The 23,677-nt window shown below is 68.4% G+C and carries 19 protein-coding genes and 1 pseudogene; 10 read left to right on the top strand and 10 right to left on the bottom strand.

The genetic code is table 11. The features are described from left to right. Together C563_RS0119705 and C563_RS0119700 are read left to right on the top strand one after the other, a co-directional pair. Positions 1 to 840: pseudogene (locus C563_RS0119705) on the top strand (amino acid permease); the annotation flags it as partial. Between the two features lie 38 nt (positions 841 to 878). Next, positions 879 to 2,618 carry a thiamine pyrophosphate-dependent enzyme gene (locus tag C563_RS0119700; RefSeq protein WP_018763798.1) on the top strand — a complete coding sequence of 580 codons (1,740 nt, stop codon included), beginning with the start codon at positions 879 to 881 and terminating at the stop codon, positions 2,616 to 2,618. A 100-nt stretch (positions 2,619 to 2,718) separates the two neighbouring features. Here C563_RS0119700 and C563_RS0119695 read toward each other — a convergent pair whose 3' ends face one another. Beyond that, the gene (locus C563_RS0119695; RefSeq protein WP_018763797.1) at positions 2,719 to 3,498 is read right to left on the bottom strand and encodes an SDR family NAD(P)-dependent oxidoreductase; all 780 of its coding nucleotides are present in this window, start codon (positions 3,496 to 3,498) and stop codon (positions 2,719 to 2,721) included. Between the two features lie 94 nt (positions 3,499 to 3,592). Further along, the gene (locus C563_RS0119690; protein WP_018763796.1) at positions 3,593 to 3,940 is read right to left on the bottom strand and encodes a hypothetical protein; all 348 of its coding nucleotides are present in this window, start codon (positions 3,938 to 3,940) and stop codon (positions 3,593 to 3,595) included. Between the two features lie 232 nt (positions 3,941 to 4,172). On the opposite strand from C563_RS0119690, the gene C563_RS0119685 reads away from it, so the two are divergent. From C563_RS0119685 to C563_RS0119670, 4 genes are all read left to right on the top strand, one after another. Next, positions 4,173 to 4,382, top strand: coding sequence for a hypothetical protein (locus C563_RS0119685; RefSeq protein ID WP_018763795.1), 210 nt, complete (start codon positions 4,173 to 4,175; stop codon positions 4,380 to 4,382). 197 nt (positions 4,383 to 4,579) lie between these two features. Further along, positions 4,580 to 5,233, top strand: a complete 654-nt coding sequence (locus C563_RS22685) for a DUF4232 domain-containing protein (RefSeq protein ID WP_026265151.1) — start codon at positions 4,580 to 4,582, stop codon at positions 5,231 to 5,233. A gap of 99 nt (positions 5,234 to 5,332) precedes the next feature. After that, a complete protein-coding gene (locus tag C563_RS0119675; protein ID WP_018763792.1) occupies positions 5,333 to 10,405 on the top strand; it encodes a DNA glycosylase AlkZ-like family protein in 5,073 nt (1,690 codons plus the stop codon). Further along, positions 10,398 to 11,228, top strand: a complete 831-nt coding sequence (locus C563_RS0119670) for an Fpg/Nei family DNA glycosylase (RefSeq protein WP_018763791.1) — start codon at positions 10,398 to 10,400, stop codon at positions 11,226 to 11,228. The genes C563_RS0119675 and C563_RS0119670 overlap by 8 nt, the downstream gene beginning before the upstream one ends. Positions 11,229 to 11,250: 22 nt before the next feature. On the opposite strand, the gene yczE is transcribed toward C563_RS0119670, so the two are convergent. Next, complete coding sequence (gene yczE, locus C563_RS0119665; RefSeq protein WP_018763790.1) at positions 11,251 to 11,871, bottom strand: membrane protein YczE; 621 nt, start codon at positions 11,869 to 11,871, stop codon at positions 11,251 to 11,253. A 61-nt stretch (positions 11,872 to 11,932) separates the two neighbouring features. On the opposite strand from yczE, the gene yczR reads away from it, so the two are divergent. Then, entirely contained in the window at positions 11,933 to 13,411 is a 1,479-nt protein-coding gene (gene yczR / locus C563_RS0119660; protein ID WP_018763789.1) for a MocR-like transcription factor YczR, read from the top strand. Between the two features lie 115 nt (positions 13,412 to 13,526). Here yczR and C563_RS0119655 read toward each other — a convergent pair whose 3' ends face one another. Together C563_RS0119655 and C563_RS0119650 are read right to left on the bottom strand one after the other, a co-directional pair. Further along, complete coding sequence (locus tag C563_RS0119655) at positions 13,527 to 14,219, bottom strand: ATPase (RefSeq protein ID WP_018763788.1); 693 nt, start codon at positions 14,217 to 14,219, stop codon at positions 13,527 to 13,529. Continuing rightward, the gene (locus C563_RS0119650) at positions 14,219 to 14,851 is read right to left on the bottom strand and encodes a winged helix-turn-helix domain-containing protein (protein ID WP_018763787.1); all 633 of its coding nucleotides are present in this window, start codon (positions 14,849 to 14,851) and stop codon (positions 14,219 to 14,221) included. Before C563_RS0119650 ends, C563_RS0119655 begins: the two co-directional genes overlap by 1 nt. Positions 14,852 to 14,964: 113 nt before the next feature. On the opposite strand from C563_RS0119650, the gene C563_RS0119645 reads away from it, so the two are divergent. Next, the gene (locus C563_RS0119645) at positions 14,965 to 15,945 is read left to right on the top strand and encodes an RluA family pseudouridine synthase (RefSeq protein WP_018763786.1); all 981 of its coding nucleotides are present in this window, start codon (positions 14,965 to 14,967) and stop codon (positions 15,943 to 15,945) included. Here C563_RS0119645 and C563_RS0119640 read toward each other — a convergent pair. Continuing rightward, positions 15,917 to 16,447 carry an O-acetyl-ADP-ribose deacetylase gene (locus C563_RS0119640; protein WP_043424489.1) on the bottom strand — a complete coding sequence of 177 codons (531 nt, stop codon included), beginning with the start codon at positions 16,445 to 16,447 and terminating at the stop codon, positions 15,917 to 15,919. The two genes, C563_RS0119645 and C563_RS0119640, sit on opposite strands and share 29 nt — an antisense overlap. Before the next feature lie 120 nt (positions 16,448 to 16,567). Here C563_RS0119640 and C563_RS0119635 point away from each other — a divergent pair, with 120 nt between their 5' ends. Next, a complete protein-coding gene (locus C563_RS0119635; RefSeq protein ID WP_043424487.1) occupies positions 16,568 to 17,191 on the top strand; it encodes a DedA family protein in 624 nt (207 codons plus the stop codon). Here the strand turns inward: C563_RS0119635 and C563_RS0119630 are convergent. Further along, positions 17,188 to 17,493, bottom strand: a complete 306-nt coding sequence (locus C563_RS0119630) for a hypothetical protein (protein WP_018763783.1) — start codon at positions 17,491 to 17,493, stop codon at positions 17,188 to 17,190. The genes C563_RS0119635 and C563_RS0119630 overlap by 4 nt on opposite strands. 249 nt (positions 17,494 to 17,742) lie before the next feature. Continuing rightward, positions 17,743 to 20,550, bottom strand: coding sequence for a phosphoenolpyruvate carboxylase (gene ppc / locus C563_RS0119625; protein ID WP_018763782.1), 2,808 nt, complete (start codon positions 20,548 to 20,550; stop codon positions 17,743 to 17,745). Between the two features lie 191 nt (positions 20,551 to 20,741). Between ppc and C563_RS0119620 the strand changes: the two genes are divergently transcribed. Next, on the top strand, positions 20,742 to 21,566 hold the full coding sequence (locus C563_RS0119620) for a DUF1684 domain-containing protein (protein WP_018763781.1): 825 nt from the start codon (positions 20,742 to 20,744) through the stop codon (positions 21,564 to 21,566). Positions 21,567 to 21,581: 15 nt separating this feature from the next. On the opposite strand, the gene C563_RS0119615 is transcribed toward C563_RS0119620, so the two are convergent. Continuing rightward, positions 21,582 to 22,790, bottom strand: a complete 1,209-nt coding sequence (locus C563_RS0119615; protein ID WP_018763780.1) for an acyl-CoA dehydrogenase family protein — start codon at positions 22,788 to 22,790, stop codon at positions 21,582 to 21,584. After that, complete coding sequence (locus C563_RS0119610; protein ID WP_018763779.1) at positions 22,787 to 23,581, bottom strand: SDR family NAD(P)-dependent oxidoreductase; 795 nt, start codon at positions 23,579 to 23,581, stop codon at positions 22,787 to 22,789. Before C563_RS0119610 ends, C563_RS0119615 begins: the two co-directional genes overlap by 4 nt. Positions 23,582 to 23,677: the final 96 nt, after the last annotated feature.

Raw genomic sequence — 23,677 nt, 5'->3', positions numbered from 1 at the left:
TTCCCCACCGGCCTGCTGCCCATGATCATCCTCATGCAAGGGGTCCTGTTCGCCTACGCCTCCATCGAACTCGTCGGCACCGCCGCCGGCGAAACCGAAAACCCCGAAAAAATCATGCCCAAAGCCATCAACTCCGTGGTCTTCCGCATCGCCGTGTTCTACGTCGGCTCCGTGATCCTCCTCGCCCTCCTGCTCCCCTACACCACCTACCAAAAAGGCGTCAGCCCCTTCGTGACGTTCTTCGGCTCCATCGGCGTCCAAGGCGTAGACGTCATCATGAACCTCGTCGTCCTCACCGCCGCCCTGTCCTCCCTGAACGCCGGACTCTACTCCACCGGCCGGATCCTGCGCTCCATGTCCGTCAACGGCTCCGCCCCCCGCTTCGCCTCCCGCATGAACAAAGCAGGCGTCCCCTACGGCGGCATCGCCATCACCGCCACCGTCTCCCTCCTCGGCGTCCCCCTGAACTACCTCGTCCCCGCCGACGCCTTCGAAATCGTCCTCAACATCGCCTCCGTCGGCATCATCATGACCTGGGCCACCATCGTCCTATGCCAAATCCAACTCAAACGCTGGGCCGACAAAGGCTGGGTCCAACGCCCCACCTTCCGCATGTTCGGCGCCCCCTACACCGGCTACCTCTCCCTCCTCTTCCTCATCGGCGTCCTCATCATGGTCTTCATCGACTCACCCCTGACCATGCTCGTCACCGCCATCGCCTCCATCCTCATGGTCATCGGCTGGTACGCCTGCCGCACCCGCATCCGCCACATCGCCGAAACCCGCGACGGCTACACCGGCACCTCCCCCGTCATCGCCAACCGGACACCCATCACCTGACCCGGACCTTCCGCCACCCTTCGAACCAAAGAAAGAACATGACTCCAGAGCCGCAGCCCTCCCTGACCGCATCCCGTTCCCAGCCCGCCGCCGTCGTCGAAGACCGGCAGGACCTCCGCCCACACGTGCCGGAGAACGCGCAGCCAACCCTGAAGTCCGCCGGGCACGTCATTGTCGATTCCCTGGTGGCGCATGGCGTGGAGCGCACCTACGTTGTTCCCGGCGAGAGCTTCCTTGATGTGCTCGATGGCCTGCACGGGTCCGCCATCGAAACCATCGTCTGCCGCCATGAGGGCGGCGCCGCCTACATGGCCGAGGCCGACGGCAAGATGAACCAGCGTCCGGGGGTGGCGATGGTGACCCGCGGGCCGGGCGCGGCCAACGCCCATGTGGGACTGCACACCGCCTGGCAGGATTCCACCCCCATGCTGCTCTTCGTGGGGCTCATCCCGTTCGCCCACCGGGACCGCGAGGCGTTCCAGGAGTTCGACATCAAGTCCTGGTTCGATACCGGAGCCAAAAGGGTCATGGTCCTTGACCACCCGGAGCGGGCCTCCGAAATCGTGGCCGAAGCGATGTTCGCGGCCATGAGCGGACGGCCCGGCCCCGTGGTGGTCGGCCTGCCGGAGGACGTGATCCGGCGGCAGGTCAGCCCGGCCCTGCATCCGGCGATTCCCGTGGCAGCCGGCGGCATGGGCAGCACGGATTCCGCAGCCCTTGAAGCCGCCCTGGCCAGGTCCAGCAAGCCGCTGTTCGTCACTGGCGGCAACGACTGGACCCAGGAAGCCGCCCTCCAGCTCACCGGGTGGCTGGAACGGCACCACATCCCGGCTGCTGCCGAGTGGCGGACCCAGGGAACAGTTTCCTTCGATTCGCCGTCCTACGTCGGCCCTATCGGGTACGGCCGCCCCCGGCCCACCTACGACCTGTTGGAGGAAACCGACCTGCTGGTCTTTGTGGGCACGGTCCCAGGCGATGTCATTACGGATGGCTTCGTCTGCCGGCAGGACTGGACCAAGGAGAACTTCCTGGTCACGGTGGACCCGTCGCTGCGCGGACGGTCCGGCCCGGTGTCCCGGCAAATCCTGGCCAAACCGGAGGCCTTCGTGCGCGACCTCCAGGGCGTCGCGCTGCCGGTCAAGGACGAGTGGCGTGACTGGACGGCCCGGATGAGGGCGGAACAGGAACGCTTTGCCGCGCTGCCGCCCGCTGCCCCGGGGGCCGGGCAGGCCAGGATGGACACCCTGATGGCCAACCTGGTGCCCCGGCTTTCCGAGGACGCCGTGGTGACCTTCGGGGCCGGCGAACACACCAACTGGGCGCACCGGTACTTCCCCACCCGCCGCTATGCGTCCATGCTCAGTGCCCGCAACGGCTCCATGGGGTACTCCATCCCGTCCGCCATTGCCGCATCGCTGGCCGAGCCGCACCGGCGCGTCGTGACCATCGCGGGGGACGGCGAATTCCTCATGAACGGCCAGGAATTGGCGACCGCCGCCCAGTATGGCGCCACACCCTTGGTGGTGGTCATGGACAACCAGGAGTACGGCACCATCCGCACGCACCAGGAACGGCATTACCCGCAGCGGGTCTCCGGCACCCAACTCAAGAACCCGGACTTCGGGTTGATGGCCACGGCGTTCGGTGGCTTTGGCATCACGGTCAGGGATGACCGCGACGTGCCGGCGGCCCTGGACGCCGCCTTGGCGGCCATCGACCGGGACCGCACGTTCGCGCTGGTCCACCTCGTGGTGGACCAGCGCGTCAAGGCGTACTAGGCCGCACTGCGGGGTGCTGCCCGGGTGGGCGGACGACGACGGGCCGCACCCGGCGTCGTCCGCTTGGCTTTAAAGTGCCTGCCGGCAGCGGTGCTGCCCGCTACAGTGCCGACCAGCCGCCGTCGGAAGCGAGCACGGCGCCGTTGACGTTCGTGCCGTCGTCGCTGAGCAGGAAGGTGATGGACGCGGCGAGCTGCGCGGCGGTGGCGGGTGTCGGGATGTTCGCCTGCATCAGCGGACCCAGCCGCCCCGCCGCCAGCTCCGAGCCCCAGTTCGCCTCGATATTGGTGATGGTGGCGCCCGGCGCCACGGTGTTGAAGCGCAGCCCCAACGGGCCGTACATGACGGCAGAGTTCCTGGTAAGGCCCACCACTGCATGCTTGGAGGCCGTGTAGGCCGCACCCGCGGCGGAACCCCGCAGCCCGGCCTCCGAGGAGACATTGACCACGGAGCCGGTGCCCGCCTGCAGCATCAGCGGCACCACCGCACGGGTGAGTCGCATCAGCGCGGTGACGTTGATCCGGAAGACCCGCTCCCAGACTTGGTCGTCCACCTCGTGGATGGGGGCGAAGTTGTCCATGATGCCGGCAACGTTGGCCAGCGCATCCACCCTGCCGCCGGCGGCCGCCACCACTGCCGCCACGGCCTCTTCGGTGGAGATGTCACCGGCAACGGCAACCAAATCCAGGCCGGGGTTCCCGGCCACAAGGTCATCCAGCCGTTCCTTGCTGATGTCCGCCGCGATCACGCGGCCGCCTTCCTTGGCGACGCGCAGCGCGGTTGCCAGCCCGATGCCCGAGCCTGCACCGGTGACAATGACGGTCCTGCCGGCGAACCGGCCCGCGGTTGTGGTTTCCTGCCATGCAGCTTCGTTGCCCATGATGTTCCTTCCAACAGAGATGTGGTGCACTGGCGTCCCAAGCACTGATGGCCGGCATCGAAAACGATGCCGGCCATCAGCCAGGTTTCCGGGGCTACAGCCGGTCGGTCCGGTCTTCGCCGCCCTTGTGGCCGGTCCCGCGGAGGTTCTCCTGGACCTTGCCGAACAAATCCTTGATGGTGGATTCGGCGTTGGTGATGACGTCCACGGGAACGAAGACCTCGTGGGCAGCCGGCAGGTCGTACTCATCCTTCAGGTGCGTGCCGTTCCCCACCCCTGTCAGGGAGATGTAAACCATGGCTTCCGTCCGCGCGATTCCTGCGAGCTTGCCGAAGACCACCGTGAATTCATTCGGCTGGAAGCTGATTGTCTGCCCGATGTGGCTGCGGCCCAGTTCACCGGCTGTGACTGCCTTTTCCGACTGGCTTCCGGTGTAGTCCATGAACTTCTCCTTCGATCGCCGACGCTTACGCAGGCAGTCTAACCCCGCCCTTCCCCGTGGCACACGGGCCTTCCGGACCCCTGCACCAGCCTGCTGGAGGCCTGCACAAAGAAGGAGCGTGGAGCGTGGTCACTCCTCCATTGAGTTGGGCGGCAGCGTCCCTGTTTGATGGCTTCATTGGGCGGCAGCTGCCGCCGCAACCACGCCGTGCAAAGGAATGCCCGTGACTTCAATGACGAGCCGCGTAAAAAGCCCTGTCCGCTGGGACCCGGTCGAGACCGGCGACCTGGTGGAACTCCGCAGGAACGGCCGGGTGGCCTTCAGCGGCGTGGTGGATGACAGGACGGACGACGGCGGCATCGTGTGGGTGACCGCGCCCGCGGGGGGCCGCCGGCTGTTCCACCTCGCAGACGGCCTGGACCTGGCGGTGGTGCCGGCATGACGGAGTGCCCCGAGGACTGCCCGTACTGCACGGGACCCGAGACGGACTGAGGATGGCCGCTCCCGGCCGGGGTGCGCCGCCGCATGCCATCCCGCGGAAGCCTTCCAGTGGCCGGATCATCACGATCCGGGCATCAAATTGCCGCCAAGGCAGGTGGCATCGTTGACGCGGGCAACCGGTACGGCGAAGGTGGTGCCATGAGGTCTCAGATAATTTCCCAGGCGATTGCCCTGACGACGGCGGCCGCAACGGCAACGCTGTTGCTCACCGCGTGCGCTCCAAGCCAGCCGCAGTCCCAAACGACGACGACGCCCGCCACCGGGCAGGCCAGCCAGTCGCCCACGTCGTCGGCATCCTCGGCCCCGCCGTCGTCCTCCGCACCTGCCACGACGCCGGACTCCCCCGCCCCCGGCACCACCGCCGCCGGAGCGCCTGCCCTGTGCAAGGCGGCCGGACTCACGGCCGCCACCGATGCCTCCGGCGGCGGCGCGGCGGGCAGCGTCTACATGAAGCTCAACCTCACCAACAAGGGAACCGAACCCTGCATCCTCAAGGGATTCGCCGGCGTCTCCCTGGTTGCGGACGCCGCAGGCGCCCCGATCGGAGCCCCGGCCGCGCGCGACGACTCCACGGGAGTGGTTGACGTCCTGCTGGCCCCCGGCCAGACCGGCACCGCGGTACTGCGCTACACGCAGGCCGGCAACTACATGGACTGCTCGCCGGTGGATGCCGCCGGCTACCGGGTCTACCCGCCCGAGGACACCGACTCCCTGTTCCTCCCGCAGCCCACCAAGGCCTGCGGCAACGCGCAAATCACCTTGCTCTCCATCGGGGCGTTCCAACCGGCCTGACCGCGCACGGCCCGGCGGACCTGGCCGCGACCCGGCACCCACGCCGGGTCGCGGCGGCCGTCGAAACCCAGTGTCGGTGCCTTGGGGCATGATGGAGGCATGAACCAGGAACAGCGTCCTGCCGGCAGCGCTCCCGGCTCCGCTGCGCCCATGGCCCAATTCAGCCGCGCCACCAGGGACTGGTTCCTTGGCGCCTTTTCCGAACCAACACCGGCCCAGGCCGGGGCCTGGACTGCCATCTCGTCAGGTTCGCACGCACTGGTGGTGGCGCCCACCGGGTCCGGCAAGACCCTCGCCGCCTTCCTGTGGGCCCTGGACCGCCTCCTCGGCACGGCCCCGCCGCCCCCCGATCCCGCAGCGGAAACCCCGGCCAAAGGCAAGCGGTCCCGGGCACCCAAACGCAAAACCCGCGTCCTCTACATTTCGCCCCTCAAGGCGTTGGGCGTCGACGTCGAACGCAACCTCCGCTCGCCGCTGATCGGCATCACGCAAACAGCCAAGCGGCTGGGGCTCCCGGCACCGCTGATCACCGTGGGCGTCCGGTCCGGGGACACCCCCACAGCGGACCGCCGGGCCCTGCTCAGCAACCCGCCGGACATCCTCATCACCACCCCCGAGTCGCTGTTCCTCATGCTCACCTCCAGGGCCCGCGAAACCCTCACCGAGGTGGACACCATCATCATCGACGAGGTCCATGCCGTGGCCGGAACCAAGCGCGGCGCCCACCTTGCGGTGTCCCTGGAGCGGCTCGATGCGCTGCTGCCCAAACCTGCGCAACGCATCGGGCTTTCCGCAACCGTGGAGCCGCGGGAACTCGTGGCACAGTTCCTGGCCGGTTCCGCCCCCGTGGAAATCGTCGCGCCGCCGGCCAGCAAGAACTGGGACCTTACGGTGTCGGTGCCGGTGGAGGATATGTCGGACCTGCAGGGCGCTGCGGGCGCGTTCGACTCCGGGCCCGCTTCCGGCCTCCAGCCGCAGGCATCCATTTGGCCCCATGTGGAGGAAAAGATCGTTGACCTGGTGCTGGCCAACCAGTCCACCATCGTCTTCGCGAACTCCCGGCGCCTCGCCGAACGCCTCACCGCCCGGCTCAACGAAATCTACGCCGAACGCCAGCTGGTGGCCGTGGGCGGCGGCTGGGACGACGCCGCCCCGGAAGGGCTCGACGCCGGGCCGGGCAGCCCGGGGGGACCGTCGTCGGGCCTTCCCGCGTCAACGGCCACACCCGCGCACATGATGGCGCAAGCGGGCAGTTCCGCCGGCGCAGATCCGGTACTGGCGCGGGCGCACCACGGTTCCGTTTCCAAGGACCAGCGGGCATTGATCGAGGACGACCTCAAATCCGGGCGGCTGCGGTGCGTGGTGGCCACGTCATCGCTGGAACTTGGCATCGATATGGGTGCCGTGGACCTGGTGGTCCAGGTCGAATCGCCCCCGTCGGTGGCCAGCGGCCTGCAGCGGGTGGGCCGTGCAGGCCACCAGGTGGGCGAGGTCTCCCAAGGCGTCCTGTTCCCCAAGCACCGGGCGGACCTGGTCCACACGGCCATCACCGTGGAACGGATGCTGGATGGCAAGATCGAGCGGCTGGCCATCCCGGCCAACCCGCTGGACATCCTGGCCCAGCAGACGGTGGCGGCAACGGCCCTTGGGAGCATCGACGTGGAGGAATGGTTCAGCACCGTGCGCCGTTCCGCTCCCTTCGCGTCCCTCCCCCGCTCCGCGTTCGAGGCCACCCTCGACCTGCTGGCGGGACGGTACCCGTCCGACGAATTCGCCGAACTCCGCCCCAGGATCATCTGGGACCGGAATGCCGGCACCATCGAGGGCCGTCCCGGCGCCCAACGGCTGGCCGTCACGTCCGGCGGCACCATCCCGGACCGCGGACTGTTCGGCGTCTACATCATCGGCACGGAGGCGGAAGGCTCGGCGTCCCCGGCCGAGGACGGAAAACCGGCGCGTGCGCCCAAGGGTGGGCGGCGTGTGGGCGAACTCGACGAGGAAATGGTCTACGAGTCGCGGGTGGGCGATGTCTTTGCCCTCGGCGCCACCAGCTGGAAGATCGAGGACATCACCCACGACCGCGTCCTGGTCTCCCCCGCGTTCGGCCAGCCCGGCAAGCTGCCGTTCTGGAAGGGCGACTCCCTGGGCCGCCCGGTGGACCTTGGCCGCGCCCTGGGCGCGTTCGTCCGCGAACTGTCCGCGTCCGATCCCGGCCCGGCCACCGAACGGTGCAAAGCCAGCGGCCTGGACGACTTCGCTGCCAACAACCTCATCCAGTACCTCAGCGAGCAGAAGCAGGCCACCGAGGTGGTCCCCAGCGACACCACGCTCGTGGTGGAGCGGTTCCACGACGAACTGGGCGACTGGCGCGTGATCCTGCACAGCCCGTTCGGCATGCCCGTCCACGCGCCGTGGGCCCTCGCGGTGGGCCAGCGGCTTCACCAGCGGTACGGGCTGGACGGCTCGGCCATGGCGGCCGACGACGGCATCGTCCTGCGGGTGCCCATGATGGAAGACGAGCCCCCGGGCGCCGAACTGTTCCTCCTCGACCCGGAGGAACTGGAGCAGATCGTCACCGCCGAGGTGGGCGGCAGCGCCCTCTTCGCCTCGCGTTTCCGCGAGTGTGCGGCCCGCGCGCTGCTGCTGCCCCGGCAGACCCCCGGCAAGCGCCAGCCGCTCTGGCAGCAGCGCCAGCGGTCGGCCCAGCTGCTGGACGTGGCCAGGAAGTACCCCACGTTCCCCATCGTGCTCGAAACGGTCCGGGAATGCCTGCAGGACGTCTACGATCTGCCGGCCTTGAAGGACATCGCCGCCTCCGTGGAAAGGCGCGAGCTGCGGATTGTGGAGACCACCACCCAGCAGCCCTCGCCATTCGCCAAGTCCCTGCTCTTCGGTTACGTCGCCCAGTTCCTCTACGAAGGCGACTCCCCGCTCGCGGAACGCCGAGCCGCGGCCCTGGCCCTGGACTCCACGCTGCTCAACGAACTGCTGGGCCGGGTGGAACTGCGCGAACTCCTGGACGCCAAGGTCATTGAGGCCACCGAACGCGAACTGCAGCGGCTGACCCCGGACCGGCGTGCGCGGGGCATGGAGGGAGTGGCCGACCTCCTGCGGCTGCTGGGCCCGCTCGCGCCGGAAGAGGCAGCCGCGCGGTTGCAGGGCACGGCGCCGCCGGTTGAGGCTGCCGAGACCTCTCCGGCCGTGGAACCTGCCGAAACCTCTCCTGCGGTTGAGGCCGCCGATACCGGGCAGTCCGACACCCCCGCCGCCGTCGCCGACGCGGCCGCCCACCTTGCCGCGCTCCAGCGGGCCAATCGCGCCATCAAGGTCAACATCGGCGGGTTTGAGCGGTTCGCCGCCGTCGAGGATGCCGCCCGCCTCCGCGATGCCATCGGCGTGCCGCTGCCCATGGGTGTGCCATTGGCCTTCATCGAACCCGTTGCCGATCCGCTGGGCGATCTCGTGTCCCGGTATGCCCGGACACACGGTCCCTTCACGGCAGCCGAAGCCGCCACCCGGCTGGGCCTGGGCGTTGCCGTGGTGGGCACGGCACTGAAACGGCTGGCAGCGGACGGACGCGTCGTGGAAGGAGAGTTCCGGCCCCACGCCACCCCGCCCGAGGCCCCACCGCTGGAGCCGGGCGGGCAGGAATCGGGGCCGGGGGATCAAAGCCGTCCGGCCGACCAGCCGGCACCATCGGGCAGCTCCTCACCTGTCGGCCAGCAGGCGGTCGCCAGCGAATGGTGCGACGCCGAGGTGCTGCGCAAGCTCCGCCGCCGCTCCCTGGCCGCGCTGCGCGCCGAAGTGGAACCGGTGGACGCCGCAGCCTATGGGCGCTTCCTGCCGGCCTGGCAGCATGTCAGAACCCCCGGCGGCGGGCGCGGCCAACCCTCCCTGCGCGGCCTGGACGGCATCATCACCGCCATCGACCAGCTCTCCGGGGTCCCCGTTCCCGCCTCGGCCTGGGAGCCGCTGGTCCTGGCAAGCCGGGTATCCAACTACCAGCCCGCCATGCTGGATGAACTCATGGCGGCAGGTGAGGTCTTGTGGTCGGGCGCCGGATCCTTGCCGGGAAACGACGGCTGGATCAGCCTCCACCTCGCTGACTCCGCGGAGTTGACGCTCAATCCTGCCCCTGACTTCGAGCCCGGAGATGCCGGCCGGCGCCTCCTGGGCCACCTGCGGAACAACGGTGGCGGGTACTTCTTCCGGCAGCTCACCGAAGTGGCCGGCGGCATGGACGCCGTCCTCAGCGACCAGGAGGTGGTCACCGCGCTGTGGGGACTCGCATGGGCCGGCAGGATTACCGGCGACACATTCGCCCCGGTCCGGTCCCTGATCGCCGGCGGGCATACAGCGCACCGGCAAGTGGCCCGTGCCCCGCGCGCCCGGGCACCGCGGTTGAGCCGGCTGGGCCGCTCCCACGGCACCGGCCTGTTGGGCTCCCCCGGGCTGGCCGGCGGCCGGTACGGAGCGCAGGGAGCTTCAACGCCTGCTACGGCAGCCGGCCGCTGGTCCGCCCTTCCCGAGCCCGAACTCGATGCCACCATCCACGCCCGCGCCACTGCTGAACTCCTGCTGGACCGGTATGGCGTGGTCACCAGGGGCTCGGTCATGGCCGAACAAATCCTCGGCGGCTTCGGGCTCATGTACAAGGTACTGGCGCGGCTGGAGGAAGCGGGCCGGTGCCGGCGCGGCTACTTCATCGAACACCTCGGCGCGGCCCAGTTCGCCGTTCCCGCCACCGTGGACCGGCTCCGTTCCTACTCGGAGGACACGCAACTGGCCAAGGCGGAACCGGTGGCCCTGGCCCTTGCCGCCACCGATCCCGCCAACCCGTTCGGCGCGGCCCTCCCCTGGCCCGCACTGAGGGACGACGCCGGTACCGGCCACCGCCCCGGCCGGAAGGCGGGTGCCCTGGTAGTGCTGGTGGATGGCGCGCTGGTGCTGTACGTGGAACGCGGTGGCAAGACTCTTTTGGCGTTCAGCGATGACGCCGCCGTCCTGGCGGCTGCCGGGGCTGCCCTGGTCGGGGTGGTCACCCGGGGAGCCGTGGACAAACTGATCATGGAGAAGGTGAACGGGCAGGGAATCCTGGACACCCCCGTTGCCGCAGCCCTCAGCGCCGCCGGCGCCTACTCCACGCCAAAGGGATTGAGGATCCGTGCCTGAGGGGGATTCCGTCTGGCGGGCCGCCCGTCAACTGCACCAGGCCCTGGCGGGGCAGGCGCTGCTTGCCTCGGATTTCCGTGTGCCGCGGTTTGCCACGCTGAACCTTGCAGGGTGGACCGTCGAGGAAGTGGTCCCGCGCGGCAAGCACCTGCTGATGCGGGTGGTGGGCCCGGAGGACAAACGGCTGACCATCCACTCGCACCTGAAAATGGAAGGGGCCTGGCAGGTCTACCCGCCGGGCGGACGGTGGCGGAAGCCCGGATTCACCGCCCGGTGCGTACTGCGGACGGCCGCTGCGGACGCCGTCGGCTTCTCCCTGGGAATCCTGGAAGTGGTGGCCACGGCCAATGAGGACTCCGTCGTGGGATTCCTGGGTCCGGACCTCCTGGGCCCGGACTGGGACCTGGATGAAGCCGAACGCCGTGTCCGGTCCCGCCCGGAGGTACCGATCGGCGTGGCATTGCTGGACCAACGGAATCTCGCGGGCATCGGCAACATCTACCGCTGCGAGGCGTGCTTCCTGTCGGGAGTGCATCCCGCCACGCCCGTGGCCGACGTCGTGGACGTCCGGACCATGATGACCGACGCCAAACAATTGCTGGAGGCCAACCTCGGCCCCGGCCGCCGCGTTACTGTCCTCAATGCCCGCGGCCTCCCTGTAGGCAGGATGGCCGGCAGGCCCGGCTATTGGGTGTACGGCGGGGAACGACGACCGTGCCTCAAGTGTGGGACTCCCATCCAGCGAGGCCTCCTGGGCAAGCCCAACGGCGAGGAGGAACGGGACATTTACTTCTGCCCCACGTGCCAGCCGGTGCCGGACTGACAGCAGCAGGCCTGGCGGGGACTCAGCAGTTGGCGGGAGCCGGCTTGCTTGCCGCTTTCGGCGTCGCCGCAGGGACCATGAAGCGCGGCAGCAGGACATGGACCAAGGGGCCGATGGCCAAGGCATAAACCACGGTGCCCACGCCCACGGAGCCGCCGAGCAGCCACCCGATGGCCAGCACGGTCACTTCAATGAGGGTGCGGGACAGCCGGACCGACCAGCCGGTCCGGCGGGCCAGGCCGGTCATCAGCCCATCCCGTGCGCCCGGCCCGAAGCGTGCCCCGATGTAGCAGGCGGAAGCGATGCCGTTCAGCACGATGGCCCCGCCGAGGAGGCCGATCTGGCCGGCCAGGAGGGAAACCGGCGGGATCACTGCCAGTCCGATGTCCGCGAACACTCCCACCAGTACCGCATTGCACAGGGTGCCGAACCCTGGCCACTGCCGCAACGGAATCCACAGGAGCAGCACCAGGAAACTCACCGCGATAACCACCACCCCGATGCTCAAACCGGTCCGGTTGGCAACGCCCTGGTGGAACACATCCCAGGGGTCCAGGCCCAGGCCGGCACGGATGAACATGGCCAGCGAGATGCCGTACATGGCCAGGCCGGTGAAGAGTTGGAGGAGTCTGCGGGTCATCATGAGAACAACCATTCCACGCAACTGGCATTGGAATACATAGCCAGTTTGAGATACTGGCTCTATGGCTGTCCTCACTCCCCAGGCTTTGTCCCGCCTCCTCGGCCCGTGGAACAGCGGCACCGGGCCGGCCTACCGCGAGCTGGCGGACGTGGTACGGCTCCTGATCCTGGACGGCCGGATTGCCCTGGATACCGCCCTGCCCAGCGAGCGCTCGCTCGGCTCCGTCCTCGGGGTCAGCCGGACAACCGTTACGGCGGCGTATGCCACCCTCCGGGACCAGGGCTTCCTGAGCACCGGCCAAGGCAGCCGGGGCAAGACCCGCATCCCGGAACTGACCCCGTTCGGGCCGGCACTTTTCGGCCCGCAACCCCAATCCGCTTCCCCGCTGGCGGCGCCGGGCCTGACCGCCCCTGAAGGGCTGATCGATCTGGCCTATTCAGCATTGCCCGCCAGCGGCGAAGTGGTGCACCGGGCCTTTGCCGCGGCGCTGACGGAGCTGCCTGCCCTGCTGCCGGGTTTTGGCTATGACGCCTTGGGGCTGCTGCCGTTGCGCCAGGCAGTTGCGGACCGGTACACGGCTGCCGGTGTACCCACCCAGCCGGGGCAGGTCATGGTCACGTCCGGAGCGCAGCACGCCTTGACCATCATCATCCGGACCCTGGCCGACCGGCAGGACAGGATCCTGGTGGAGCACCCCAGCTATCCCCACGCACTGGATGCCATCCGTTCCGCCCGCTGCCGCCCCGTCCCGGTGGCTTTCGCCGAGTCCGGCTGGGACCTGCCGGCCCTCGAATCGGCCCTGGTCCAGCAGCGGCCCAAGCTCGCCTACCTGGTGCCGGACTTCCACAACCCCACTGGGATGATCATGCCCGACGAACAACGGCGCCTGCTGGCCCGCGCGGCGGCCGCATCCGGAACAGTGCTGGTGGCGGATGAAACGCTGCGCGACCTCAACCTCGACGGCATCGCCACCACTCCGCTGGCCGGCTTCGGCAGCGGAATCGTATCGATCGGCTCGTTGAGCAAGTCGCATTGGGGCGGCCTGCGCACCGGGTGGATCCGCGCCTCCGAACCGATGATCCAGCGCTTCGCCGCCGCGCGCACCACGCTGGACCTGGGCGGCCCCGTCATGGAGCAGCTGGCTGCAGCCCACCTGGTGCGGGCACTTGAGGAGCCGCTGCCCGCACTGTTGCACACGCTGCGGGGCAACCGCTCAACCCTGCTCGGCCTGCTCGCGGAACACCTGCCCACCTGGCAGACGACTCCTCCCGCCGGGGGCCTCTCCGTCTGGTGCAGGCTTCCCGCCCCCATCAGCACGGCCCTCACGGTCTTGGCGCCGGAATTCGGCATCAGGCTCGCGGCCGGCCCCAGGTTCGGGATCGGCGGCGCCTTTGAACGCAACCTGCGCCTGCCCTTCACGCTCGCACCGGACAAACTGGAGGCGGCGGTGCTGGGACTCCGCGCCGCCCAGGACCGGCTGGACGCCGCTCCCCAGCTGCGCCGGTCACTGATCCATGCCCCCGCCGTCGCCATCGCCTGATCCGGCCACCGGCTGACCCGGGCCACCGAAATCGCCGGAGATGTGCGTAACCGCCGGAGCGGAACGGCGATCCCGCACCGCTCCGGCGATTTCGCGCGCCAAACGGGAGGCGTGGCTACGCATACACGTGCTCCAGGAACCCGGCCCATGCCTTGGCCGTGGTCTCGGAGTCGCCGGCGCCGCCGAAATCGTGAACCGTCATGCCCACCGGGGCGCCGAAGGCGTTGCGGCCGAAGAACCGGTACAAGGCGTTTTGGGTACGCAGGCCCAGGAAGTGCTCGTTCGAGAAGTCCACCTCGCCCGCCAGCCGCCCCACGCCGTCGAGCTCCACGTCAAAACTGTCCCCCTGCCCGGCGGTTCCCAGGCCCAGCGCTTCCCGCAGCTTGGCGAACCCGTCCGGTGCCTGCGAAGCCGGGGGAGCCTGAATGTCGGTGAACACCACGGGACGGCCGTCGAAGTACTGCAGGTATTGGCCCAGCGTGTGCAGGTAGAACTCGGTGTGGCGGCTGGCGCCGTCGTACTGTTCATCCCAGTTGTCGGCGAAAATGCCGCTGTGGACGTAGTGCAGGCGTGCTCGGCCGCCGTCCAGCGGCTCCAGGACGTGTTCCAGTTGGTTGAACCAGCCGTCCGGGCCCTCCATCCTGGATACCAGGTGGCTGGGGTACTCTTCCACGGTCCTGACGGCGGGCCACTGGTCCGTGGGGAACATCCAGGCCGGGGTTCCGGCGGTGACGGCTTCCCACACCCGCTCGGGCGTGCCGGGAAGCTCAGAGTCGTGGACGATTTCAAAGGAGCGCTTGTTGTTCATTAGTCCTGTTCCTTGCCTGGAGTGGATTCGGTGGTCGCCTTGGGGGCATTGGTTTCTTTGAGGACCGGGTGCAGGGCCACGACCAGCCGGTGCCGCCGCCCGTGTGGGGACCCGTCGTCGTGGTACTTGTCAACCAGCCGGGTGACCTCCACGCCGAGCTCCTCCGCGAAGGCTGCCCGGTCGGCGGCGGTGCGGAAAGTAATCTCGCCGTCGATGGCGAACGTTGCCAGCTTCTGCCGGGCAGCGGCCGCACCGGCTATCAGTTTTCCCACTTCCCGGACCATCCGGCCGGCGAGCGCCAGCAGCCAGAATGCGGAGAAACGGTCTGAGAAACGGTGCGGATCCGGCGAGATCGAGGCCAGCGCGGACGGCGAGATCAGATAGGAAGCTGCGGTGGCTTGGAGCACGCGCTCGGTGACGTTCCCTTTGCGGCGCTCCTCCACCAGCTCCACCAAGCCATGCCGCTCCAGCGCCTTGAGGTGGTAGTTGACCTTTTGCCTGGGCAGGCCCACCCGAACCGCCAGCTGCGTTGCGGAACCGGGCCGGGCCAGCTCCCGCAGGATGCTGGTGCGGATGGGGTCCAGCGACGCTTCGGCCGCGGCCGGGTCCTCGATGACTGCAATTTCCTGCATGCCACCATTCTCATTACCGACAACTTTTATTGTCAAGAACTTTTTTGTCGTCGGTGGTCCGCGGGATCCTGGCCCCGCTGGCCGCCCAAGGGCACCGGTAGAATAGGGCGGTGATGCAATCCCCCCTCCCCGTGCGCGACGGCGTCAACGCCACCCGCCTCCGCCTCCCGGACAAGGGCCCCTGGGACACCGCGATGGACTACATGATGCACCGCTGGGGGCACATCGATCCGCAGGGCATCGAGGACCGGTTCGACGCCGGCGAGATCGTGGGCGAGGGCGGCATCCCCCTGGACCGCAGCACCCCGCTCCAGGACCACACGTTCATCTGGTACTACCGCACGCTGCCGCCTGAGACCCGGCTGCCCGTCGAGCTGTCCGTCCTGCACCAGGACGAGCACCTGCTGGTGGTGGACAAGCCGCACTTCCTCCCCACCACCCCGGGCGGGACCTACATCCAGGAGTCCGCCCTGGTCCGGCTGCGGAACCAGCTGGACCTGCCGGACCTGATTCCCATGCACCGGCTGGACCGCATGACGGCCGGGGTCCTGCTCTTCTCCACCAACCCGCAGACCCGCGGCAAGTACCAGGTGCTGTTCGAGAAGCGGCAGGTGCAGAAGGAGTACGAGTGCGTCGCCGCCGCGGAGCCCGCTCCGGGACATCCCGCCGTCGAATTTCCCGTGGTGGTCCGCAACCGGATGACCAAGTCCCGAAGCTACCTGCTGGCGGAAGTCATTGACGGCGAGCCGAACGCGGAAACCAGGATAGAGCAGCTGGAAACGTTCGACGACGGTGGCCCGGAGGGTGCCGCGGGTACCGGTGGCAGCGGCACCGGCAGGCGCCGCCTTGCCAGGTACCGGCTGGAACCACACACCGGCAAGACCCACCAGCTGCGGGTGCACATGGCCTCGCTGGGACTTGGGATCGTCAACGACGCCTTCTACCCTGACCTGCTGGACAAAGCCCCGGACGACTACGCGAAACCGCTGCAGCTGCTGGCCCGCGGCATCCGCTTCGTCGACCCGATCTCAGGCCGGCCAGTAGAGTACCGCAGCGCCCTGGACCTTAGCGAAGCTGTCCGAACACGTCCCTGAACACCTCTTCAACCCCGGACGTGTGGAGCACGAACTCCACCACCTCCAGGTCGCTGGCCGGGTGCAGCGCCTGGAATCCGGCCAGGGCGTCCAGGGCCGCCTGTGCGACGGCATCCGCCGCCCAGCCGTAAGCGCCCGCACCCACCGCCGGGAACGCCAGTCCGCGGGCGCCCAGGGAGTCCGCCAGCCGCAGGCTTTCGCTGAAGCAGGACACCAGGAGGGCCCTGTTGGTCTGCCCGGCATGCCGGTTCGGGCCGACGGTGTGGATAACCCAGCGGGCCGGCAGCCGGAATCCGGCCGTTGCCACGGCGGCGCCGGTCTGCAGTCCGTGCGGGAGGTCCGTTGCCCGCAACTGACGGCACGCAGCCAACAGTTCCGGACCGGCTGCCCGGTGCAGCGCCCCGTCCACTCCCCCGCCGCCGAGCAGCGACGAATTCGCGGCATTGACCACCGCATCCACCCGCCGCTGCGTTATGTCGCCCTGCAAAACCGTGATCCGCATGCCGCCAGTTTCCCACTCCACCGTGCGTTCCGGGCACGCACGGCCTCGGCGGTATCCCTCCCCGGGTGGGTGCCCGTCACGGGCACCGCCGGGCCGGCAAAAGTGCGGTACCTTGTGGCAATGGACTTCGGCAGCGCTGACAGCTGGGGAGCGGCCCTCTATTTCTGGGTCATCCCGCTGGTGGTTGGCGACGCCATTTTCCCGCCCATCCCCTCGGAGATGGTGGTGATTACCGGCGGCGCATTGTCCGCGGACGGCCGGGCCAACGTCTTCCTCGTCCTGGTGCTCGCCGCCCTGGCGTCCTGGATTGGCGACATGGTGGTGTTCCACCTGTTCCGCCGCCGGCTCAGCCACGTACTGGATCGCTGGAAATGGGGGCGCCGGGTGCACGCCGGCATCCATGCAGCCCTGGCCAAGGCCGGGCGGTCGTCCACCTATGGCACCATCATCGGCGCACGGTTCATCCCCGGCGGCCGGCTGGCCACCTCGGCAGCGTCAGGGGTCGCAAATGTCTCGGTGCGCGGCTTCGGACTCTGCGCCGGGCTGGGGGCGGTCCTCTGGGCCTGCTGGCTCGTCGGGCTGGGGTACTTTACGGGGTCAACCACCAGGCTGCCGTTCTGGGCCAGTTCCCTGATCGGGGTGGCCGTGGGCCTGGTGATCGGCGCCGTCGTGGGGCTGATCGTCACCCGCCGGCGCGGCGACAGGTCCCCCGTGGAGGACGAGCCCATTCCGGACGCAGGCTAGACGGGCAGCCACTTGCCGCGGCTGCGCCGCAGCACTCTGAGCGCACCTGTCAGCGCAACGCGTTCGACGGCGTCGCGCATCATGCTTGCCGACTCCAGCGCCTGCTGGTTCTCACCGGAGTACTCGGTGGCTTCCACAAGGAATCGAAGGTTGAGTTGCGGCACCCCGCCGGCAATCTGCAACTGGTGCGCCTCCACGTGGTGGCGGGTGCCCAGCGCCTCCACGGCGGCGTCCATGACGGACTCCGGCGGATTCCCCGGCCGCAGCCCGGTGATCTTGAGGCGGGTCTGGAAGGAAGGCATGCCCTCCACCCTATCCAAACCCCCGCTCACATCCTGTCCCCAAAACCCCAACCCCCGCTCACATCCTGCCGCCAAAAACCCAACCCCCGCTCACTCTCTTCAAGAGAGTGAGCGGGGGTTTGGGTTGGAATGGTAAAAAGTGAGCGGGGGTTTGGGTTGGAACCGCAAAACGTGAGCGCGCGTTGGGATGCCAACGGCAATAAGTGAGCCCGCGTCGGAAGAAAAGCCGCCGGAAGTGAGCGGGGGTTCCTAGCCGGTGTTGCGCAGGCCTGCGGCAACTCCATTCACGGTGATAAGCATGGCCCGCTGGAGGCGCTCGTCGATCTCGGCCTCGCTGATTTCCGCCTCGGTCCGGATACGGCGCATCAGTTCGACCTGAAGGTAGCTGATGGGATCCAGGTACTGGTCGCGGATCTCCAGGGAACGCTTCAGCGTGGGCTGGGCGTCCAGGAGGATGTCCTCGCCGGTGAGCTTGCGGACCTCGACCACTGTGAGTTCGTATTCCTCCCGGATGGTGCGGAACAGGTGGTGCAGTTCTTCCGGGACCAGGGTGGCCACGTAGTAGCCGGCGATGTCCATGTCCGTCTTGGCCAGGGTCATCTCCACGTTGGACAGCACGGACCGGAAGAAGTTCCAGTGGTCCATCATCTCCACCAGCTGGGCGGAGTGACCGGCTTCCCGGGCAGCCTTCAACCCCGACCCCACGCCGAACCAGCCCGGCACGATCTGCCGCGACTGCGTCCAGCCGAACACCCATGGAATGGCGCGCAGGCCGCCGAGGCCCGCGCCCGAATCCGGACGCTTGGACGGCCGGGAGCCGATGTTGAGCGACCCGAGCTGTTCCACCGGCGTGGACGCCATGAAGTAGGCAGGCAGGTCCGGGTGGTCGATCAGCTTGCGGTAGCGGTCGAAGGCGGCATCCGAGATGGATTCCATGACGTGTCCGTATCGCTCCCGCTGGTCCTCGGAGGTCCGGGGGGTGCGGTGCAGGGCCGAACCCTGCAGCACCGCAGCGAGTGAGAGTTCCAGGTTCTCCCGGGCCAGTTCGGGCAGGGAGTACTTGTCCGAGATGACCTCACCCTGTTCCGTGAACTTGATTTCGCCTTCCAGGACACCGTTGGGCTGGGCCAGGATGGCGTCATACGTGGGTCCGCCGCCACGGCCCACGGAACCGCCGCGGCCGTGGAACAGGCGGACGCGGACGCCGTGCTTGGCCGCGATATCGCGCAGCTTGCGCTGGGTCTTGTGGATCTCCCACTGGCTGGTCATGACGCCGGATTCCTTGTTCGAGTCCGAGTAGCCCAGCATCACTTCCTGGACATCCCCGCGCAGCCGCACCAGTTCCCGGTAGGAGGGATCGGACAGCAGCTGGTCGACAATCTCGGCCGAGGCCCGCAGCTCCTCCACCGTTTCCAGCAGCGGGGCGAAGCCAAGCTTGGCGTAAGGCTTGTCGCCGAACAGGTTCACCAGGCCGGCTTCGCGGGCCAGGACGGCAGCGGCGAGGACGTCGTCTGCGCCGCGGGTCATGGAGATGATGTAGGTTTCGATGACGTCCGGCCCGTACATGCGCAGGGCCCGCCGGATCTCCCGGAAGACGTCGTAGGTGCCGTCGGCGGCGCCGTCGAGCTTGATCGGGTGGCCGGAGAGCGGGCGGCGGGACGCCAGTTCGGAGCCCAGAACCTCGAAGCGTTCCTCGCGGCTCAGCTCCGCGTAGCGCAGCCCGGGGCCACCAATCCGGTCCATCAACTGCCCGACGGCGTCGTGGTGGTGGTCGGCGTGTTCGCGGATGTCCAGCGTGGCCAGGTGCAGCCCGAACGAGGCGATGGCGCGGCGCACCCGTGCCAGCGAACCGTCTGCGGCCAGGGCTGCCGAGTGGTTGCGGAGCGAGAGTTCGAGCAGCTGCAGGTCGGCCATGAGTTCATCGGTGGCGTTGTAGTCGCGCCCGTGCTCGTGGTTCGAATTGACTCCCACCCGCTTGCCCGTGTTGATGAGCTTGGCCTTGATGCAGGTGAGCTTCAGCCGGTAGGGCTCCTGCGCATTCAGTTCCAGGACCCGCTTGTCCAGGCCCGGCAGGTTCTTCAGGTCCGTTTCGATTGATTCGAGCAGCGCGCGGTCGGCACCGGCAAGGGCCGTGGAGTTGGAGAGCACGGAGATCAGCTCATCGATCATGCCGATGCTGATGCGGATGGCGCTCTGGTTTTGGATCTGGAGGATTTCCCGGGTCACGGCCGCGGTGACGTTCGGGTTGCCGTCGCGGTCACCGCCGATCCAGGAACCGAACCGGATGGGTGCGTCCTTGGCGGCCAGGCTGACACCGTGCTCACCCAGGAGGTCGGCGAGTTCGGACAACATCTGCGGCATGGCGTCGGTGAGGATGCCGCCCAGGTAGTAGATGGCGTTCCGGGCCTCATCCACGGGCGTGGGCCGGACCTGGCGCAGTTCGTCGGTCTGCCACATCTGGTCGATGATCTCGGCCAACTGCCGGTCCTGCCTCCGCCGCGCCGTTGACCCCTCGGCCGTGGAGTGGGACAGGACGTCGGAGATCTTGCGGATCTTGTCCAGGACCGAGCGGCGGGACGCTTCGGTGGGGTGTGCGGTGAAGATTGGGCGGACGTCCAGGCCGTTGACCACTTCCTGGAGGACGTCCGGGCCCGCCTGCTCGGCGATGTCCGCCACGGTCTTGGCCAGCCAGCCGTCCTTTTCCGCCCGGTTTCGCAGGCCGCGGACCCGATGGACCTGCTCGGCGGCGTTGGCCAGGTGGAAGTAGAACGCGAAGGCGCGCACCAGGTCGGTTGCCTGCTCAATCGGCAGGGAGCCGAGCAGTTCGCGGACCTGGGCGACGACGTCGTGCGCGCTCCAGGGGCCGGTGGCGTCCGCGCCGCCGCGCGCCGCTTCCTTGGATTCCTTGGTCAGCAGCCGGACCTGTTCCACGAGGTCCAGGAGTTCGGGGCCATGCTGGCGGACCAGGGATTCGCCGAGGAGGGTGGAAACACGGCGGACGTCTGCCCTCAGTTCGGAGGCCAGGTCTGTTTCGGGATGTGCTGCAGTGTGAGCCATGGAAGCTATCTTTCGAGGGTTTCGGACTTGGCTCGTACACTGCGCTGGATACTGTGAGCCACGTTACTAGCTAAAGATGCTACCCCCGGTCCGGCGCCACAGTGGAATCTGTCTCAAAAGATGTCGCCACCGGCGGAATGAACAGGAAATACCCGTGGTTGTAGCGTGGGCACACGCAACCGGAAGGAACCATGTCCACCACCGCCGCAGCCAAGTTCGAGCGTTGGCAGCGCTTCCGCACCAACCGGGACAAGGCGCTGGCAGCCCCGCACGGCTGGCTCACCCTGACCTCTTTCCAGTGGCTCGAGGACTCACCTGCCGGCGTCGACCTCGCCCCGGGCCTCTGGTCCGTGGACGGCACGACGGCGGTACTCACCGCGGTCCCGGCGGACGGGCTCACGCTGGTGGAGACGGGCGGAAAGGTGGACGGCACCGTGTCCGCTGTCCTCGCGGACGAAGAGTCGCTGATGTGGGTCCGGTTCGGCGGCCCGGACGGCAACCAGGTGGTGGTGGAACTGGCGATGCGCGGCGGGAAATACGCGATCCGCACCCGGGATTCGGCCTCGCCGGTGTTCACCGAGTTCGACGGCGTCCCCACCTACCCGTACAACCCGGACTGGGAAGTCACCGGCCGGTTCGTGCCCTACCCTGAGCCGGTGGACGTACCGATCGGAACCGCCAACCCGCTGGTGGACGGTGTGCACCGCAGCGTGGGTGAGGTGGTCTTTGGCCTCCCCGGCAGCAGCCACGAGTTCCGGCTGCAGGCCGAGGAGGAGAAACTGGGCGCGCTGACCGTCACCTTCCACGACGAAACGAACGGCGACACCACGGACGACTGGCGGAAGCTTTCGCTGCCCCGGCCCCGCCCGGACGGCTCCGTGGTCCTGGACTTCAACCGTGCCATCAACTACCCCAGCGCCTTCACCCCCTACGGCACCTGCCCCATGCCCGTGAAGAACAACAGCCTGGACATCCGCGTGGAGGCAGGAGAGATGCAGCCGTACCCGGGCGCGTGACCGGTTTCGACAGGTTCAACCCCCGAACGCTGACACCCCTGTGATGGCCCGGCCCACGATCAGGGTGTTGACCTCGAACGAGCCCTCGTAGGTGTAGATGGCCTCGGCGTCGGCGAAGATCTTGGCCATCCGGTAGTCGGTGACAATGCCGTTGCCGCCAAGGATGGACCGGCCCAGCGCCACGGTTTCGCGCATCCGGGCGCTGAGGTACGACTTGGCCAGGGCCACCTGCGGCATGCCAGCGGCGCCCTGGTCCTGGAGCCTGGCGATCCCAGCCATCATTCCCATGCTGGCTACGGTGTTGCCCAGCATGGTCACCAGCTGTTGCTGGATCAGCTGGAAGTGCGCCAGCGGCCGGCCGAACTGCTGACGCTCCACGGCGTACTGCCGGGCGACGTCGAACGCCGCCAGCTGCTGGCCCACCGTCTGCCAGGCCACCATGATCCGCGAACTGCGCAGCAGCTCCTTGGTGTCCTCGAAGCTGCTGATGCCGCTGAAGCGGTCCGCCTCCGGCACCCGCACGTCGCTGAAGACGATGTCCGCGTTCTGGACGGTCCGCAGCGCGATCTTGTTCTCGATCCTGCTCCGGCTGACGCCAGGCAGGCCGGCGTCCACGATGAAGCCCCGGACGGAACCGTCGGCTTCGTCGCGCGCCCAGACCAGCATGTAGTCGCAGAACGTCCCGTTGCCGATCCAACGTTTGGCGCCGTTGAGCACCCACGTGTCGCCGGCGTCGTCCGCTTCTCCGGTGCCGGAGGAAATCCGCCGGGCACGTGTCTCCATGCCGCCGGCGACGTCGGAGCCGTGCAGGGGTTCGGTGAGGGCGAAGGCGCCGGTGATCCGCAGGTTCGAGGCGTCGGCCAGCAGCCGCCGTTTCTGGTCCGGCGAGCCGAAGGCGTGCAGGGATTCGACGAAGAGGTCGTGGTGGACCAGGAAGAACGTGGCCAGGGAGGTGTCCACGCGGGTCATCTCCGCGATGACCAGCCCGGCGAACAGGTTGCTGTAGCCCCGGTGCGCCGGCGTGCTCAGTTCCAGGGCGGCCAGCTTGGGCAGGATGTGGGCAGGGAACTCGGCTTTGTTCCACCAGTCGCCGGCGTAGGGTGCCACGTCGGCGGCAAGGAAGTCCCGCAGCTCCGCCAGCTTGTTGCGCTCGGCCTGTCCCAGCATGGATTCGACGGCGAAGAAGTCCGCCGCCGGCAGGTCCGGAATGTCCGGGGAACTCATCGCGGCCCCATCCGGATGGCGCCGTCCAAGCGGATGGTCTCCCCGTTCAGCATGGCGTTATCGGCGATGTGCGCCACCAGGTTGGCGTACTCCGCCGGCTTCCCCAGCCGGGACGGGTGCGGTACCTGGGCGCCCAGCGAGTCCTGGGCCTCCTGCGGCAGGCCTGCCATCATGGGCGTTTCGAAGATGCCCGGGGCGATGGTGACCACCCGGATCAGCGAGCGTGCCAGTTCCCGGGCGATGGGTAGCGTCATGGCGGCCACGGCCCCCTTGGAGGCTGAGTAGGCGGGCTGGCCGATCTGCCCGTCGAAAGCGGCCACGGATGCCGTGTTGATGATGACGCCGCGCTCCGGGCCGCCCAACCGGGTGGCGACGGGTTCGGTGGCCGCCATGGCCTCGGCCGCCAGCCGCAGCACGTTGAAGGTGCCGACCAGGTTGACCTGGACAACGCGGCTGAACGCTTCCAGCGGCAGGACGCCAGCACGGCCCAGCACCTTGCCGGGAGTGGCAATTCCTGCGCAGTTCACCACGATCCGCAGCGGGCCCAGCCCGGCGGCTGTTGCGACGGCGGCCCGCACCTCGGCTTCGCTGGTCACGTCCGCCGCGGCGAAGACGGCGGACTGCCCGGCTTGGGTGCGGCCGTTGAGGTCGTCCGCCACCGCCTGGCCGCCCGAGGAGGCGAGGTCCAGGAGCACCACCGAGGCGCCGTCGTCGAACAACCTGCGTGCGGTGGCCGCTCCCAGCCCGGAGGCCCCGCCTGTGACCAGGGCGACGCTGCCTTTGATGTCCATACATCCTCCTTGATGCGCGTGCCTCCGGCCGCGGCGCGGCCTCGGGCAACAGTTAATGAATGTTAACTGAAATACGGCGCCGCCGCACTCACCCCC

Source organism: Arthrobacter sp. 135MFCol5.1 (assembly GCF_000374865.1).
In the GTDB taxonomy this organism is placed as follows: domain Bacteria; phylum Actinomycetota; class Actinomycetes; order Actinomycetales; family Micrococcaceae; genus Arthrobacter.
Note: the sequence above shows the minus strand (reverse complement) of the source record. Positions and strands in the feature narration are given on the sequence as shown.